The organism is Rhizobium esperanzae (genome assembly GCF_002204185.1).
In the GTDB taxonomy this organism is placed as follows: domain Bacteria; phylum Pseudomonadota; class Alphaproteobacteria; order Rhizobiales; family Rhizobiaceae; genus Rhizobium; species Rhizobium esperanzae.
In genome coordinates, this window is record NZ_MXPU01000014.1 from 31,599 (window position 1) to 47,724 (window position 16,126).

Annotated in this window: 15 protein-coding genes; 13 read left to right on the forward strand and 2 right to left on the reverse strand. The window is 58.5% G+C overall.

The features are described 5' to 3' along the window. Positions 1-33 precede the first annotated feature (33 nt). The 9 genes from B5E41_RS20430 to B5E41_RS20470 all read left to right on the forward strand — a co-directional run bounded on the left by B5E41_RS20430 (position 34) and on the right by B5E41_RS20470 (position 9,367). Positions 34-1,032: a substrate-binding domain-containing protein gene (locus B5E41_RS20430; protein ID WP_004129775.1), complete on the forward strand. Its 999-nt coding sequence runs from the start codon at positions 34-36 to the stop codon at positions 1,030-1,032. Positions 1,033-1,096: 64 nt separating this feature from the next. Beyond that, positions 1,097-2,131: an aldo/keto reductase gene (locus B5E41_RS20435; RefSeq protein ID WP_013984674.1), complete on the forward strand. Its 1,035-nt coding sequence runs from the start codon at positions 1,097-1,099 to the stop codon at positions 2,129-2,131. Between the two features lie 5 nt (positions 2,132-2,136). Continuing rightward, positions 2,137-3,420 carry a 3-oxo-isoapionate-4-phosphate decarboxylase OiaX gene (gene oiaX / locus B5E41_RS20440; protein WP_088395903.1) on the forward strand — a complete coding sequence of 428 codons (1,284 nt, stop codon included), beginning with the start codon at positions 2,137-2,139 and terminating at the stop codon, positions 3,418-3,420. 3 nt (positions 3,421-3,423) lie between these two features. Then, positions 3,424-4,404 (forward strand): aldo/keto reductase, encoded by a 981-nt coding sequence (locus tag B5E41_RS20445; protein ID WP_064843712.1) that lies wholly within the window; start codon positions 3,424-3,426, stop codon positions 4,402-4,404. A 121-nt stretch (positions 4,405-4,525) separates the two neighbouring features. Then, a complete protein-coding gene (locus B5E41_RS20450; protein WP_088395845.1) occupies positions 4,526-5,482 on the forward strand; it encodes an L-threonylcarbamoyladenylate synthase in 957 nt (318 codons plus the stop codon). Between the two features lie 258 nt (positions 5,483-5,740). Further along, on the forward strand, positions 5,741-6,784 hold the full coding sequence (locus B5E41_RS20455) for an aldo/keto reductase (RefSeq protein ID WP_088395846.1): 1,044 nt from the start codon (positions 5,741-5,743) through the stop codon (positions 6,782-6,784). Continuing rightward, positions 6,781-7,284 (forward strand): hypothetical protein, encoded by a 504-nt coding sequence (locus tag B5E41_RS20460; protein WP_237359381.1) that lies wholly within the window; start codon positions 6,781-6,783, stop codon positions 7,282-7,284. The genes B5E41_RS20455 and B5E41_RS20460 overlap by 4 nt, the downstream gene beginning before the upstream one ends. After that, positions 7,256-8,122, forward strand: a complete 867-nt coding sequence (locus B5E41_RS20465; protein WP_040140026.1) for an N-acyl homoserine lactonase family protein — start codon at positions 7,256-7,258, stop codon at positions 8,120-8,122. Before B5E41_RS20460 ends, B5E41_RS20465 begins: the two co-directional genes overlap by 29 nt. Before the next feature lie 471 nt (positions 8,123-8,593). After that, positions 8,594-9,367 (forward strand): DeoR/GlpR family DNA-binding transcription regulator, encoded by a 774-nt coding sequence (locus B5E41_RS20470; protein WP_040140030.1) that lies wholly within the window; start codon positions 8,594-8,596, stop codon positions 9,365-9,367. Positions 9,368-9,481: 114 nt separating this feature from the next. Here the strand turns inward: B5E41_RS20470 and B5E41_RS20475 are convergent, their stop codons facing one another. Continuing rightward, positions 9,482-10,183: a RibD family protein gene (locus B5E41_RS20475; RefSeq protein WP_088395847.1), complete on the reverse strand. Its 702-nt coding sequence runs from the start codon at positions 10,181-10,183 to the stop codon at positions 9,482-9,484. A 29-nt stretch (positions 10,184-10,212) separates the two neighbouring features. Next, positions 10,213-11,064: an SDR family oxidoreductase gene (locus tag B5E41_RS20480; protein WP_088395904.1), complete on the reverse strand. Its 852-nt coding sequence runs from the start codon at positions 11,062-11,064 to the stop codon at positions 10,213-10,215. 447 nt (positions 11,065-11,511) lie between these two features. On the opposite strand from B5E41_RS20480, the gene B5E41_RS20485 reads away from it, so the two are divergent. The 4 genes from B5E41_RS20485 to B5E41_RS20500 all read left to right on the forward strand — a co-directional run bounded on the left by B5E41_RS20485 (position 11,512) and on the right by B5E41_RS20500 (position 16,122). After that, positions 11,512-12,294, forward strand: coding sequence for an SDR family NAD(P)-dependent oxidoreductase (locus B5E41_RS20485; RefSeq protein ID WP_176439446.1), 783 nt, complete (start codon positions 11,512-11,514; stop codon positions 12,292-12,294). Continuing rightward, entirely contained in the window at positions 12,291-13,049 is a 759-nt protein-coding gene (locus B5E41_RS20490) for an SDR family oxidoreductase (RefSeq protein WP_245303124.1), read from the forward strand. The genes B5E41_RS20485 and B5E41_RS20490 overlap by 4 nt, the downstream gene beginning before the upstream one ends. Before the next feature lie 349 nt (positions 13,050-13,398). Then, positions 13,399-14,304, forward strand: coding sequence for a LysR family transcriptional regulator (locus tag B5E41_RS20495; RefSeq protein ID WP_004129742.1), 906 nt, complete (start codon positions 13,399-13,401; stop codon positions 14,302-14,304). Between the two features lie 315 nt (positions 14,305-14,619). After that, on the forward strand, positions 14,620-16,122 hold the full coding sequence (locus B5E41_RS20500) for an aminoacyl-histidine dipeptidase (protein ID WP_004129739.1): 1,503 nt from the start codon (positions 14,620-14,622) through the stop codon (positions 16,120-16,122). The last annotated feature ends 4 nt before the right edge of the window (positions 16,123-16,126 follow it).

Genomic DNA, 16,126 nt, shown 5'->3' on the forward strand with positions numbered 1-16,126 from the left:
CCGGACGTATCTTAAACCAGAGGAGAATATGAAATGCAGATGTCTAGGAGGAACCTGCTCAATGCGGGTGTGGGTATGGCAATCGCCGTAGCGACGTTGGCTGGCGGGAACTTCGCCTTCGCGCAGGACAAAATTCGGATCGCGGCTCTCTCGTTCGGTGAGTCCGGCGAGTACATGAAGGCTTGGTCGACGGAAATCCAGAACCATCCCGCCGTCAAATCGGGCGAGGTCGAGATCACCGTTTTCGACGGCAAGTATGATCCACTGACACAGGCGAACCAGATCGACACAGCGATCACCCAACAATTCAACGCGATCATCATGTCACCCTTCGACCTCGAGGCCTCGGCGCCGCCGATCGAAAAGGCCGCCGAAGCGAAAATCCCGCTTATCGTGTCGGCGCTCAAGACCAAGTCGACGAAATACACCGCGTCCATCATCGTTAACGATACCGAAGGCGGCCGGATCATCGCTGAGGAACTCGCCAAGCGCCTTCCGAACGGCGGCAACGTCGTCCTCATGGAGGGTCCGATCGGCCAGTCGGCCCAGATCGAGCGCCGCGCAGGCATAGACGCTGGTCTCGCCAAGTTCCCGAACCTCAAGCTCATCGAAGACAAGACAGGCAACTGGAGCCGCGCCGAGGGTCAGGCGCTCATGGAGAACTGGTTGCTCGCACACCCGGGTGAGATCAACGGCGTCCTTGCGGAAAACGACGAGATGGCGCTTGGCGCGATCGAAGCCATGAAGAGCGCCGGCATCGATCTCAAGACCGTTCCCGTTCTTGCGATCGACGGCATTCCGGACGCAAAGCGCGCCGTGAAGAAGGGCGAGATGGCGGTCAGCCTCTACAAGTACGCCCGCGCCGAAGGCCAGGGCGCGGTCGACCTCGCACTGCGGGCGATCAAGGGCGAGAGCTACAAGCCGCAGTCCGAAATCTGGGGCTCGCTGATGGAATGGAAGGGCGGCACCGAGAAGGACTACGTCGTGCCGTGGCTCGTGCTCGATTCCACCAATGTCGAGAAGTACATGTAATCGGACAACGGCGGACGGCCCATACGGCCGTCCGCCTTACACCAGGGAAATAGGATCGACCATCATGTTGAAGAGAAAAGTTGGAAAGACCGATGTGACGCTGACCTCGCTAGGGCTGGGTACCTCGCCGCTCGGTGGGTGCAATGTCGATGTGAGCTTCCAGACTTTCGAGGCGGTCGTCCTCAAGGCATACGACTTGGGTGTCCGCTATTTCGACACCGCGCCCCTTTACGGCCTTGGAAAGTCCGAGCATTCCCTCGGCCATGTCCTTCGCAACAACGATCTCATCGGCAAGGTCGTGGTCAGCACCAAGGCGGGGCGGATACTCAAGCCGGAAAGCCGCGCAAAGCGCGCCGAGAGCCTTTACGGCATCGACTGGGTGAAGGCGCTGCCATTCGTCGATGACTACGACTATTCCTATGACGGCATCATGCGCGCTTTCGAAGATAGCCAGCAGCGCCTGGGTATGGACCACATTGACATCCTCTATCTCCACGACGTGAGCGGCGAATGGCACCGCGAGGCGTATAGCACCCACCTTTCGGCGCTGAGATCGAGCGGTTACAAGGCGTGTGACGAGCTGCGCAGCACAGGCTCCGTGAAGGCCATCGGCCTCGGCGTCAATGAAACCGCGTCGGTCCTGCAGGTGGCAGAGGAATTTGATCTCGACTGCTCCATGGTCGCCGGGCGCTACACCCTGCTCAACCACGGCGCTCTCGACCATTTCTATCCAGAAATGCAGCGTCGCGGCATCGGTATCATTGCGGCTGGCATCTACAACTCCGGCATCCTCGCCGAGGGTAGCAAGTCGATGACAACCACCCGCACCTACGATTGCCAGCCCGCGCCTGAAGCGATCGTCCGCAAGGTCGAGGCGCTCGAAGCCGTCTGCGAGCGCCATGGCGTCTCGCTTGCGACTGCAGCGACACAATTTGTCTACGCACATCCTGCAGTGACCGCGGTGGTACAGGGAGCGCTGGCGCCCGAACACGTCGCCGCAAACGTCGCCGCGATCTCGACGCCGGTTCCGGCTGCGTTCTGGGCCGACCTGAAGTCGTCCGGCCTCATCCCTGAAGCCGCGCCAGTTCCGGAGGCATGATCGCGATGGATCTGGCTCAGCGCAGGCCCTCGGACATTCTGGTCACCTATCGGATTGAGACCGCCGGGAGCGCTGAGGCCTTGACGGTCAAGATCGGAAGCGACCAGTCGACGGGTACATTTGTTGACCTGCCCGGAGAGACGCCGCAACTGAAGGCGCGCGCGGCCGCGCGCGTGGTCGCTTTCGAGAAACTGGACTCTGTCGAGGTTCCCTCGCTCCCTGCAGCGGGCGAAGTCTTCAACCGAGCGGAGACAACAATCGCCTATCCCCTGGAGGCCGTCGGAACTGACCTCGCGGCAGTCACCACGGTTGCATTGGGCGGGGTCTGGTCGATCAAGGAATTCACCGGGCTGAGGGTCATTGGCCTGCAGCTGCCTCCAGAGTTTGAAGGCGTCTACCCGGGGCCTCAATTTGGGATCGAAGGCTCCCGGCGTCTGACCGGCGTCTACAATAGGCCAATCATCGGCACGATCATCAAGCCCGCGCTCGGCCTCACCCCGGACGAAACGGCGCAGGTGGTTGCTGAACTCGTCGCGTCCGGTGTCGACTTCATCAAGGACGACGAGAAACTGATGTCGCCACCGTACTCCTCGTTGGAGGCGCGGGTGAAAGCGATCATGCCGATCATCCGGGATCAGGAGCAGCGCACCGGCAAGAAGGTGATGTATGCCTTCGGCATTTCCGACGTCGATCCCGACGAGATGGTTCGCAAGCACGACCTGGTCGTGCGCGAGGGTGGAAACGCCGCCGTCATCAACATCAATTCGATCGGCATGGGCGCTTTTCTGTTCCTGCGTCGGCGGTCGTCCCTTGTCTTGCACGCCCATCGCAACGGCTGGGATCTTCTCACCCGACATCCTGGTCTTGGGTTCGATTTCTCGGTCTACCAACAGCTTTGGCGACTTCTCGGCGTCGACCAATTCCAGATCAACGGCATTGCCGCCAAATACTGGGAGCCGGACGCGTCTTTCGTTCAGTCGTTCCATGATCTCCAGAAACCGATCTTCAGTGATGCCGACCGCCCGTTACCGGTCGTTTGTTCGGGTCAATGGGGTGGACAGGCGCCTGAGACCTATCGAAGGACGGAGCAGACGCTTGACCACCTTTACCTTTGTGGTGGTGGCGTCGTCAGCCATCCCGGCGGGCCGTCGGCGGGTGTCAGAGCGGTTCGTGCGGCCTGGGATGCCGCGGTCGCCGGAATCGATCTCCATGAATATGCCAAATCTCATCCAGAGCTGGCGCAGTCGCTCGCCAAGTTCGGCTCTAAAACCGTATCAGAAGGAAGATGACAGATGGAATATCGTCAGCTTGGCCGGTCAGGTCTCAAAATTTCGCAACTGGTTCTTGGTTGCATGAGTTTCGGCGTCGCCGATCGCGGCAACCATGCTTGGACATTGTCCGAAGACGACAGTAGGCCATTTATCAAAGAGGCACTCGAACAGGGCATAAACTGCTTCGACACGGCCAATGCCTACTCGGACGGCACCAGCGAGGAGATCATCGGCAAGCTGCTCAGGGAGATGGTGCAGCGTGATGAGGTTGTCATTGCCACCAAGGTCTACGGCAAGATGCGCAACGGAGCGAATGCGGTCGGACTTTCCCGCAAGGCAATCATCGCGGAGGCTGAGGCCAGCCTCAAGCGGCTGGCGACCGACTACATCGACCTCTACCAAATTCATTTCTGGGACAATTCGACCCCGATCGAAGAGACGCTGGAAGCGCTGACCGATCTCGTTCGAAGCGGCAAGGTTCGCTACATCGGAGCCAGCAATTGTTACGCATGGCAATTTGCGCGCGCGCTCTACAAGTCGGACGCTGCCGGATGGTCGCGTTTCGTTTCGATGCAAGCTCAGATGAACCTCCTTTATCGCGAGGAAGAGCGGGAGATGTTGCCGCTCTGTAAAGCTGAAGGGGTGGGGATCATCGCGTTCAGTCCGCTGGCTCGCGGGCGCCTCAGCCGGCCTTGGGAGGAAAGCAGTTTGAGGTCCGAGACCGACAATGTCACCGCTCGGTTCTACGGTCACGCGGACGAGGCGGATCGCCGCGTCGTAGACGTCGTCGCAAAGATTGCAGACGACAAGAACGTCCCGCGATCCCTCGTTGCGATGGCGTGGCTTAACACAAAGGCGGGCGTGACGGCTCCTATAATCGGCGCAACGAAGCTACAGCATCTGAAGGATGCCGTCGCTTCCTTGGCCGTCAAGCTAAGCGACGACGAGGTCCGCGAACTCGAGGAGCCATACGTGCCGCATAGCGTAGTCGGCTTGAACTGAGTTTGGCTCAGCGGGGACGACGTTGAGGCTGTCAGGAGGCACGCCGAACCGGGCCTCCTGAGCCAATGGCTTTGGTCGTATCGATCTCTGCTCCCTTCCAGAACCAGCGCGAGGAAAAAAGATGACCACCACCCGTCATTTTGACGTCAGCGACAGCGCGATTGAAGCTGCCGCCCGGCTCATGCGAAATGGCGAAGTTGTCGCGTTTCCGACGGAGACGGTTTACGGGCTCGGCGCGGACGCCAGCAGCCCCGCCGGAATCGAGCGCATCTATGAAGCCAAAGGACGCCCGCGGCATAATCCCCTGATTATCCACGTTTCGGACGTGGAAATGGCGCGCAGGATGGCACATTTCAATCCGGAGGCAGAGTTGGCTGCTGCCAGCTTTTGGCCGGGACCTCTGACATTGCTCCTGCCAAAGCGGGAAGACGCGGGGCTCGCAACCGCAGTTACCGCGGGCATGAAAAATGTCGCAATCCGATTTCCCTCGTCGAGTGTCGCCCAACGGCTGATCCGGGCCGTCGGATTTCCGGTGGCAGCGCCTTCAGCCAATCGTTCCGGGAAGGTCACCTCGACCCGCTTCGTGGAAGTTGTCCGCCAGTTGGACGGACGGATTTCGGGAATCGTGGAAGAAGACATATGTGATCACGGCCTGGAATCGACTATTCTGTCTTTGGTCGGATCTCCGATCATTCTACGCCACGGGTCAGTTCCGCGGGAGGCACTGGAAGCTTTACTCGGCCCGATTGACGAGGACACTGGGCCCCAAAAAGTCTCGGCACCAGGCCAGCTAAAGAGCCATTATGCTCCGGAAGCCGCCGTTCAGATGAATGTCGACCGTCCTGCCGCCAATATGGTCTGGGTCGGTTTCGGACCGGAGTGCGAGGGCTGTCAATTGACGCTGTCTTCTTCCGGTGACCTTCAGGAAGCTGCCCGCAACCTCTACACCGCCATGAGTGAAGCCGACGCCTTGGCCGGCGCGAGTGACGTGGTTGCATTCGCCCCTGTGCCTCTGATTGGCCTTGGCAGGGCAATCAACGATCGGCTGAGACGAGCTGCCGCGCCCCGTTGCGCGTAGACGGCATTTTTAAGCAATTCGCAAAATGCGGATGGCGGCATGCAAAAAACGCTTGCCTCTATAGGTATGACCTTATACCTTACACCTCGCTGATTGAGGAGTCAGGCCACGGAGGTCCATCAAGCATTTCTGGTGAGATTGGCGGCAGACGCCGGCGCGACCTGGCACGCATTGGGGCACGGGCTTTAATCAAACAATGACGGCATGGCGGAAGCTACATCGCTTCGACGCCTCCTACCGACATCTAGGGATGATCACATGACCGAACTTGAAACTAGACCGCTCGGAAAAAGCAAAGTGCGGGCAACTTCGCTGGGGCTAGGCACGGTGCCGCTCTCTGGCTTCAACGCCGATGTCTCCTACGGCGAATTCGAAGCGACGATCCTCGCTGGCTACGCGGCCGGAATCCGCTACTTCGATTGCGCGCCAATGTATGGCTTTGGGAAATCGGAGCATTATCTTGGCCATGCCCTCAGGGCGAACAAGCTGCGCGAAAACGTGGTGGTGAGCACCAAGGTTGGTCGTGTATTGAAGCCCGCCAGCAGGACAAAGAAGCTTGAAACCGTCTACGGCATCGAGTGGATCGACCCGCTTCCGTTTCTCGATACCTACGATTACACCTATGATGGCGTGATGCGCGCATTCGAAGACAGCCAGCAGCGCCTCGGATTGGACTATATCGACGTTCTTCTCGTGCATGACGTTGGTCGGGCATGGCACGGCGACCAAAGCGAGTTCTATTGGAATCAGCTGCGGGCCTCCGGTTATAAGGCACTGGACGAGCTTCGCTCCAGCGGAGCCGTCTCAGCCATCGGCTTGGGGGTCAACGAAACCGACTCCGTGGTCGGTGTCGCTCGTGAATTTCCGATCGACTGCTCGTTGATCGCCGGCCGCTACACCCTTTTGAATCATGCCCCGCTTGAGGCCGCGTTCGACGAGTTGCTCCAGCGGAACGTCTCCGTGATCGCTGGCGGGATCTTCAATTCCGGAATTCTGGCGACAGGCGTCGGCGGTCCCGCGGCCACTTACGATTACGGCAAGGTTCCTGCGGCCGTCGTCGAAAAGGTCAAGGCCATCGAGAGCATTTGCTCGAGATTTGCGGTGAGCTTGTCTGCAGCGGCGATGCAATTCGTCTATGCGCATCCGGCAGTGGCCACGCTGGTCATGGGTGCAAAGAGCGCATTGGAAGTCGAGCAGAACGTCAAGGCGATCAACGAGACAATACCCCCTGCATTTTGGGACGCTTTGATTGAAGCGAGCCTTCTTCCGTCAAACGCTCCGCTGCCGACGGCTATACGATGATGGCCCGCGGAGGCACCGTTTTCGGCGGCTTCCGCTGCGAAGCGCTCGTGGGTTCGGTTCCATCGCCGGAGGCGCGCGCATGCCTCGAGGCGCTCGTCAGGACTTATGGCGAGCTTCTCGCGATCTACTCCTTCATGCATATGGCATTGAGGGAGAAGAGCATGCGCCTCTTGATTGGAGAACTCGCCGATCGCGCCACAGAGATAAAGCGATCCGTCCGTTCCTCGCTTGCGGGCTCGCGCTTTCTCGCAGGACAGGGCCACGCAGTCTACCATCTTGGACGGGCAGATGGCCTGCTTGTCGAGGCGGAGGAGCACCTGCAGCGCGGTGTCCTGGTTTCAGATGCATCCCTGCTGGGGCTGCTTTCAAATGCGGCGATCCAGCTGAAACGATCGGCCGCCATCTTAGGCACGTCGACCTTCGACACGACAGCATGCTGTGGAGGGTCCCTTGGACATGGGGAGGAAGACCATGGGAACGCATTCGATCTGGGTGCTTGAATACTCTCGAAGCCCGGTCCACCCGGTCAGCGGGGTTTTTTACGGCGCCCATAATCAGGGCACGATGAACCTGCCGTTCGCATACATTCTCATCAAGACAGGAGATGCAGTCGTTCTGGTTGATGCCGGTCACGACGCCGCCGATTTCGGAGGCCAGATCGCCAATTCGATTGGCGTTACCGGTTGGACGCCTCCGGAAATCGTTCTCGGGGAATGCGGGATCAGGCCCCAGGACGTCACGCATGTCATCCTCACGCACGCGCACTTCGATCACATTGGCGGCCTAAAGTTCTTCCCAAATGCTAAGATTTTCATTCAGAAGAAAGAATTGGAATCCTGGATGTGGATTCTGGCAAAGGGTCGGCGCTTCCGTTCATTGCAGGCCGGACTGAATCCGGCGGATATCCTCTATCTGACCCAGGCAAATATCGAAGGCCGCCTGGAACTGGTGGAGGGAGAGCGGGAAAACCTGGTGCCAGGCGTTCATGTCTATCCGGCATTCGACACCCATACCGCAGGATCGCAATATGTGGTGGTGGAGACCGGCGGTGGAGACGGCAAGTTTATCCTGTCCGGCGACGTCATCTACACCTACAGCAACCTCACGGGTGAGGACGCCACCGATCCCTGCTTTGTGCCGCCGGGCCTTGCCAATGGCAGCCAGACACGTCTGATCGAGTCCGCCGAGGAGATGCTCAAAATCGTTGGTATGGACGAACGACGAATTGTTCCCATGCACGAGGAGCAGCTTTCAAAAATCTATCCCTCGCGTCTGACGGCTCGCCAGCTCATGCTCGTCGAGATTTGTGTGGCCGACGGAGACGTATCAAGAGTTTGATCGATTTGAAGCAGCGCGAACGCCAAGCTGCATCGTTCACAATCGTCCTCCCAAGGCGATAAGCAGAGAAAAGGCCGGGTGTCAGTTCACAGTGACTCCGGCCTTTTCCAAACACCTTGCCCGCTGCGGTGATCTGCCCGGTGAAGAAGCCCTATATTCGCGCCCGCTTTGATGACGGCCCGGTAGTCCGCGATGTTTGCCATGGAGGACAAGGCCTCCATCTCCATGGCGATGACATTTGCGCTTGAACCTCCAAACCATCCTTGTTTCGTTAGAAAATGAGCGCCTCGGCCATGCATGGAGCGGTGCAATCGCACCATCATGCGTCTTCACATGTCCCATCATACCAGCAGCGTCAGGGGCGTTGTCGAATAGAGCAACACAAACTAACGACAAATGATGTTTGCATGTGATTTGTAGCGTCGGATCTTGATGTTAAAGGATCGGATTAGTGCGCCGGAGGACTAGAATATGAAGAGAGATGATCGGAGGCAGGCCATTATGGACCTGTTGGTCGCGCAGAGGGTGGTGGATCTGGACGACCTATCCGATCGGTTCGCTGTATCCAAGATGACCATCCACCGGGATCTGGATGATCTTGAGCAGGCAGGGATGCTTCGCAAGGTCCGCGGCGGGGCAACGATCGAGGCAGGAGGCCATTTCGAAAGCGATTTCCGGTTTCGCCAGCAGCAGGAGGGCGAGGCCAAGCGCCGGATGGCAGAGGCCGCCCTTGAACTCGTCGAGCCCGGCATGACGGTGATGGTCAACGACGGATCTATGGCGTCGGTGCTCGGGGAATTGCTGCCACAGAGGAGGCCGCTGACGGTGATCACCAACAATGCGGCGGTCATCGATCGGCTCAAGACGGAATCAGGGATCAACCTGATTGCGGTCGGTGGACGCTATTCGATGAAGTTCAATGGTTTTTTCGGCGTCGTCGCCGAACAGGCATTGTCGCGTCTCAGCGCCGACATCGCCTTTATCTCAACGCCGGCAGTTTCTGGATTGCGCGTCTACCATATGGATGATGACGTTGTCCGCTCGAAGCGAGCGATGATTGCAAGCGCCGCGCGTCGCTGCTTGCTCTTAAACCATAAGCGCTTCAATCATACTGCTCTTCATGTCCTGGCCACCATTGACGAGTTCGAAGTTATCATCACCGACCAGGAACCGACAATCGACGTCCGCGCGGCTTTGGAAGGATCCAATGTGCAGCTTAGAGTGGCATCGCAGGAGAGGAAGTGAATATGGCCAACGATCCTTCGGGTAGATGCCGCGCAAGGCGGCACCCGTCCCCGAATCTCAAGTTCGGCCCTTGATGGGGGGAGCCCTTCCACAATCTTCTCCTGTGGGCTTCTCCTATGGACGTTCAACGCGATATCTCAGATGGACGGAGCCGAGGCCAGCGGCTTCGGCGCTCATAAACGTGAGCCTCGCCCCGCCGGCAAGCCCATCCTCGCCGCCCTCAAATATGGCCGGTGTATTCGACTTGCCTCCGATCGCAGGGAAGATGACTAGGCTGACCTCGTCAACAAGACCCTCATTCAAGAAATGGCCATTGGTTTGCGCCCCGCCTTCCAGCATCAAGCGCTTCACACCGAATTCGGTGCCGAGAACATCGAGCGCGTTTTTCAGATCGACGCCATCTTTCTCGGATACGATATAGGAAACGCCAGCCTGGGCGAGGCCCGCCAGGTAAGCATCATCCACGTCAGATCCTGTCAGGACGATAAGTTGAGCATCCTCAATGTCGTTCTTGTCCCAGCGTAGCCGACCGTCCTTATCAACGATAACAGCGAACTCGTTGGCATCCGGGTTGGCGTTATGGATCGGCCGCGGTGCTGTGCCGGTTGTTTCATAGGGACGGTCGACGGCGTCTGCGAATTCCTCGCCTGTCGCTCTTCCCGAAAGCCAGGCGTCGGCACCAATCTTCTCATCCAGGTCGTCATAGACCTTCACGAGTTCCTCCACCGAATGGCCGGTCGCCTCAGCCCAATCATTGACGATCAATCGACCGTCCAGTGGCGACATCATGTGACAGATTACATGGGGTCTGGGCATTGGATTACTCCTCTACAAACATTCCACCGTCAGTGGTCTGCCTTCAACCAGGTTGCGAATTTATCCATCCAGTCGGGGTGCCAACGTGAAAGCGCCGGCCGGTTCAGGATCATGTCGTCGGCCGCCCAGCGGATCCGTCTGGCATCTATCTCCGACGTAACCGCATTATCGGGACAAATGATGTAAAAGTCCTCCTCGAGCAGACGGGCCAGGAAGTATTCCACCAACTGCTCAGCGGTCCATGCCTCATCGGGTTTGGCAGCGCCATGCGGCTTGAGTGCGATGTTCATGGGCGTCCACGTGTATCCAGGGACGAGGAGATGAGCCGATACACGACCTCCCGTCTCCTTCAAAAGCGCGTGCGACAGCTGTTCGGTCAGTACCTTGACAGCTGCCTTTGCCACCGAATAGGCGGCATTGCCCGGAGGAGTTGTAATTCCTTCCTTGGAGCCGAGGTTGACGACCGCCGATGGTCGGGCTGCCTTGATCATGTGGGGCACGAAGACGTGTTGTGCGGCTAAAACACCTCCGAAGTTTACATCGATTTGGCGTCGCCACTTTGCAGGATCATCCCAGGGGCCGGCTCCTTGCGTAATGCCCGCGTTGTTGACAAGGACGGCGACGTCAGCAAACCGCGAAATCGTTTTGTCCCGCAACCTGGTTAGTGCCGACAGATCTGATACGTCGCCGCTCACGATCAGGATGTCCGTATCGAGTGCCGAGGCAACATCCTCAAGTGCGTCGGCGTCGAGATCCAGCAATGCGAGCTTCATGCCGCGGGCCGCGAGAGCCCTCGCGATCGCCAAGCCGATGCCCTTCGCAGCTCCCGTGATGACCGCAACGCGGCCAGGAGCAACGATGCTGTTCATTCTCTCGCTCATCATTGTCTTCCCGTCATTGGCCGTCCCCGCTGGAAGGTGGGCCGGACACGCCGTCGCGTGGATTTTCTCGGCCGACGGCACCATCGCAAGAAGTGCGTCAGCGCTACGCGGGCGCTTGTGTGCTCGGACCATATCTGCTGGCTGCGAACGACAGCTCAACCTCCTAACAACATAGGGCACTCCGCCGACCACTTGAAGTGAGCTGGATCGCACGCACCGATGAGCCGTGTTCACTCTTGGGTGCCTTCGTGACGTCGGGAATGCCTCGTCAATTTGGCTGCGGACGCGACCAAAAGGTCCCTCACTTCTGGTGTCTGCCAGATCGGTGGTTGATTTTTGCTCACCGCCCCGATCGATTTTGCTCATGTAACCAACCGGCTCCACGGGCATTAGGTCACCAGCGCCTCGAGGCGATCGAGGTGCTGATAAAACCAAAGGAGTGAAATCATGACTGGTAATAAACCACTCGCAATGGTCACGGGCGGCTCATCTGGAATAGGCTTCGAGCTTGCCAAACAATTCGCCAAGAATGGATTTGACGTCGCTATTTCAGGCTCAAGCGACAAGGTAAACGAGGCCGCCGATGCGCTACGAAGCCTTGACGCCGAAGCGTATCCGTTCAAAGCGGATGCCTCGACATACGATGGCGTTGAGGGGTTCTGGACCTTCACGGAGGGGCTGGGGCGCCCACTGGAAGCCGCGGCTCTGAACGTGGGTATCGGTATCGGCGGCGCCTTCGTCGATAACGATCTCGAGGATGAGTTTCGCCTGCTTGCAATCAATGTCACTGGGACCGTCCATATGGCCAAACGCGTCGTCCAACATATGGTCAAGAACGGCCGCGGCAGGATCCTCATCACCTCCTCGGTTTCGGCGACCCTGCCCACGCCATACGAAACCGTCTACGGCCCGTCGAAGGCATTCGGTTACATGTTCGCGGAATCTCTGCGCGAGGAGTTGCGCTCGACCGGGGTCACGGTGACGGCACTCCTTCCGGGCGCCACCAACAGCGACTTCCACGCGAACGCTGGGATGGGCGATACTAAGCTCGGTGGCCAGCAGAAAAACGACAAGACGCTCGTCGCCAAGCAGGGCTTCGAGGCCCTCATGAACGACATCGACCATGTCGTCGGCGGAGACCAGAAAACCAAGCGGCAGGTGTTGGAAAACCGGACGACCCCGGAGCCTGTTAAAGCCGCCCGGCAAGCCGAACTGACCCAACCGCAGTGAAGGAGCACATCATGGCACATCTGAAAGACAAGGTCGCAATCGTCACGGGAGCTTCCTCGGGCATTGGAGCAGCGACCGCCAAAGGATTGGCGGAAAAAGGTGCGCGCGTCGTCCTTGCCGGCCGCAATGAGGAACGCCTCAGTCAGATTGTCGAAGACATCGCCGGTTCCGGAGGTATTGCCAGCTACAAGGTTGCCGATGCCACGGATTTTGAGAGTACCAAGGCCCTCGTCCCGTTCGCCACGACGACGTACGGCCCGGTCGATATATTGGTCAACAATGCGGGCCTCATGCTCTTTTCCTATTGGAAGGATGCCGCGGTCGGCGATTGGAACAAGATGATCGATACCAACCTGCGTGGCTATCTACATGCGATTGCCGCCGTGCTGCCGTCGATGTTGGAGCGCCGGTCCGGCCGCATCCTGAATATGAGCTCTATCGCCGGCGTTCATGTCGGCGAGGCGGCAGGCGTTTATGGAGCCACGAAGTTCTTTATACGCGGTATCACCGAAAGCCTCAGAAAGGAGGTGGGCGTGGGAAGTGGGATCCAGGTGTCTATGATCAGCCCTGGCGTGATCGATACCGGCTGGGCCGACAAGGTTCATGACGAGACGGGCAGAAAGATCGCCGGAGAGCTCAACAAGCAAGGTATTCCGCCGTCGTCGGTGGCTGAAGCCGTGGTCTATGCCCTAGATCAGCCCCCGGAGATCACGATCAACGACATTGTCGTCCATCCAACCCGGCAGGACTGGTAGCCGGCGTTTTCGAAAGCTCAGAACTTGAACCTCCGGGACCGTCAGGCCGCCCGCGCGGAGGTGGTATCCGTTCCAACCGGTGCCGTCTCTCGTGGCTGTGGACAAGATGATCTTCATTGCATGACGATTAATCCCGGAGGTGCTATTATTCAGCGACCCGGCCCATCTCCCGTCGTAGCTCCCCGGATCCGACATGGATCAACTAATGTCAGATTTTTGACTGCTTCCGTGGTCATCACATACCAAAGCCAGGTTAGATGAATAAGGATTGAAGATACCAGCCGTCTGAAGCAAGGTCGGCGTCGGCCAGGGCGATCTTATTCAGTCGAAGTGGGAGTATCCATAACTCATGGTATCCACGCGGGCCGATCTGGCCGACCTTGAAACTTTCGTCGCGATCGCGAGGGCGGGGGGGTTCCGAAAGGCGGCCGCGCTTCGCGGCGTTTCCGGCTCCGCTCTCAGCCACTCGATCAGGGGTTTGGAGGCCCGTCTCGGCGTCCGTCTGTTTCATCGGACAAGCAGGAGCATCAGTCTCACCGCCGCCGGCGAAGTACTGCTTGCCGAACTAGAGCCCCGTTTCCTCGGCATCCAGGCTGCGATGGATCTCCTGGACAGTTTCAGGAGCGGTCCTACGGGCAGGGTGAGAGTGACCACGCTGCGTGACGCCGCCGAGCTGTTGATCGCTCCTCGACTGCACAGTTTTCGCAGCAACTACCCAGATGTCGAGATCGAAGTCAGCGTCGAGGATCGCTTTATCGATATGGTCGCCGAGGGTTTCGACGCGGGCATCCGCTATGGAGGAACAGTTCCCGAGGGGATGATCGCGTCGCGTCTGACTGCCGAACTTGAATGGATCGTCGTCGGCTCTCCAACCTATCTCAACGAACGAGGGCGGCCGGAGCGGCCGGAAGATCTCTTGACGCACGAGTGCATCCGGATCCGAACCGGTACAGACCACGTCTGCAAATGGGAACTTGGCGACGGAGACCGCATGGTTACCCTAGACGTCCCTGGACTGCTCACGCTCGGGGATTCAGAACTGTCCATCCGCATGGCGCAGGAGGGGGGCGGTCTCTTTTACTGCCTGCGCGCACGCGTCGAGGACAAACTGGCGGCTGGTCTGCTCGAAGTGGTGCTGCCGGACTGGTCGTCTACTGGGCCGGGTTTTCATGCATACTACGTTTCGCACCGACAGGTGCCGTCCGCGCTCCGGACGTTTCTCGACCACCTTAAGGCGCCGCTTCCGGACGATTGAAGGGACCTCGCGAGCCAGCTCCAAATTACGCAGATGCCTACATGGTATCCGAAACTCGTAGAGGTCTCGGCCTGCGCTTCAATGGATGCGTTAGCTTATACTATAACGAATTCAGATGAAAAAAGCTCATCTATTTTATGAAATATTGCGTTTGAAATACAAGCTGAAAGCAGAGATGGTTCGATGCGTGGAGGGCATCTGAACCTGGATCGCCTTAGCGCGTAAGATGAGATGCAATACGGTTTACGAGGTCGCCGGACTATGTTCGGCGAGGGAAGAAGTATTGCGCAGATGCCGTATTAGGAGGAGGGCCGAATGAGTTTCCCCGCTGGAAAAACTGTAGATAAACGCGACAATTCTATTCTTGCTGGTCTCGAACCGGCGATCTTCTTTGGCTTTTTCGAAGAGCTGAGTGCGATTCCGCGCGGTTCTTACAACGAGAAGCAGGTCAGCGATCACATCGCCGATTTTGCCCGGGCACGCGGCTTCGAGGTTTACCAGGACGAGATCTACAATCTCCTCATCAAGAAGCCGGGCACACCCGGCTACGAAAACTCGCCGACCGTCATTCTTCATGGGCATACCGACATCGTCTGCGAGAGCGACGAGGGTGTTGACCACGACTTTGAGAACGAAGGCATCAAACTTCAGGTTATCGGCGATTTCATCCATGGGACGGGGACAACCCTTGGGGCGGACAACACCGTTGGTGTGGCTTTCGCAATGTCGTTGCTGGCATCCGACGATATCCCGCATCCGCCGCTTGAAGTCGTCCTGACGGTTCAAGAAGAAGTCGGCAAGGGCGGCGCACAACACTTCGACGGCACAAAGCTTAGCGGTAAGCGCCTTCTCGACATGAACTGGCACGATCCCAAGTCGCTTTTCGCAGGTTGCGCTGGCGATATTTCAGTGCGCTTCAAGATTCCGGTTCAGTGCGAACCGCGCGTTTCGGGGCAGGCCGCCCTTTCGCTGCGGATCTCCGGCCTGAGCAGCGGTCATTCCGAATTCGACATCCATCTTGAACGCGCTAACGCCATCGTCCAGCTCGGACGGCTGCTCCGGATTGCCATCCGGGATGCTGGGGCCAGCGTAGCCGAAGTCAAGGGTGGCGTGAACCGTTACGTTATCCCGGGTGAGGCGGAGGCGATCATTTCGATCGATGCCTCGCGGATTGTCGATCTCAGACAGAGAATTGAAGCGGAAGCGGCTTCGATTGCGCTTGAGTACAAAGCAAGCGATCCCAACCTCAAGGTCACAGTCAGCGAGTCAGGGAGGCAGATTACTGAAGTCTTCTCGGCTCAGTCCGCCCGGGCGCTGGTCGATGCCCTGAACCTGCTTCCCAACGGCGTCCAGAGCAAAAGCCTTCAAGTCGAGGGCCTCGTCGAGAGCTCCAACACCGTGGCGTTGCTTTCAAGCGATAAAGAGGCCATCGAAATCGTCAATACGGTCCCAAGCGCCGTCAGCTCCCGTCGCTACAACATCGTCGACAAAATCCGGCAGCTGTCAGAACTCATCGGCAACGGCGCGAGCGTGGAGACATTCGCGGATTGCCCGGAATGGCCATACAATCCTCATTCGCGAATGCTCAACGCCGCCAAAGCCGCTTACGAGCGCGAGTTCGGCGAGCAGCCACATGTGGAAGTCTCTCACTCCAGTCTCGAGCTCGGCCTTTTTCGAAAGAAGGTTCCTGACATTGACATGCTGTCGATCGGACCGGAAGCGTTCGACGTCCACACCACGCGCGAGCGCCTCAACCACACGACAGTCGATCCGACCTGGCGGCTTCTCAAGTCGCTGCTCCGCGAACTCCGGACCTAAGGTA

Bases quoted from the DNA above. Each gene is read 5' to 3' on its own strand.
- B5E41_RS20475 (WP_088395847.1), bottom strand. From the start codon at position 10,183: ATGCCCAGACCCCATGTAATCTGTCACATGATGTCGCCACTGGACGGT.
- B5E41_RS20480 (WP_088395904.1), bottom strand. From the start codon at position 11,064: ATGAGCGAGAGAATGAACAGCATCGTTGCTCCTGGCCGCGTTGCGGTC.
- B5E41_RS20465 (WP_040140026.1), top strand. From the start codon at position 7,256: ATGGGAACGCATTCGATCTGGGTGCTTGAATACTCTCGAAGCCCGGTC.
- B5E41_RS20455 (WP_088395846.1), top strand. From the start codon at position 5,741: ATGACCGAACTTGAAACTAGACCGCTCGGAAAAAGCAAAGTGCGGGCA.
- B5E41_RS20500 (WP_004129739.1), top strand. From the start codon at position 14,620: ATGAGTTTCCCCGCTGGAAAAACTGTAGATAAACGCGACAATTCTATT.
- B5E41_RS20495 (WP_004129742.1), top strand. From the start codon at position 13,399: ATGGTATCCACGCGGGCCGATCTGGCCGACCTTGAAACTTTCGTCGCG.
- B5E41_RS20435 (WP_013984674.1), top strand. From the start codon at position 1,097: ATGTTGAAGAGAAAAGTTGGAAAGACCGATGTGACGCTGACCTCGCTA.
- B5E41_RS20445 (WP_064843712.1), top strand. From the start codon at position 3,424: ATGGAATATCGTCAGCTTGGCCGGTCAGGTCTCAAAATTTCGCAACTG.
- B5E41_RS20430 (WP_004129775.1), top strand. From the start codon at position 34: ATGCAGATGTCTAGGAGGAACCTGCTCAATGCGGGTGTGGGTATGGCA.
- B5E41_RS20450 (WP_088395845.1), top strand. From the start codon at position 4,526: ATGACCACCACCCGTCATTTTGACGTCAGCGACAGCGCGATTGAAGCT.
- B5E41_RS20460 (WP_237359381.1), top strand. From the start codon at position 6,781: ATGATGGCCCGCGGAGGCACCGTTTTCGGCGGCTTCCGCTGCGAAGCG.
- B5E41_RS20485 (WP_176439446.1), top strand. From the start codon at position 11,512: ATGACTGGTAATAAACCACTCGCAATGGTCACGGGCGGCTCATCTGGA.
- oiaX (WP_088395903.1), top strand. From the start codon at position 2,137: ATGGATCTGGCTCAGCGCAGGCCCTCGGACATTCTGGTCACCTATCGG.
- B5E41_RS20470 (WP_040140030.1), top strand. From the start codon at position 8,594: ATGAAGAGAGATGATCGGAGGCAGGCCATTATGGACCTGTTGGTCGCG.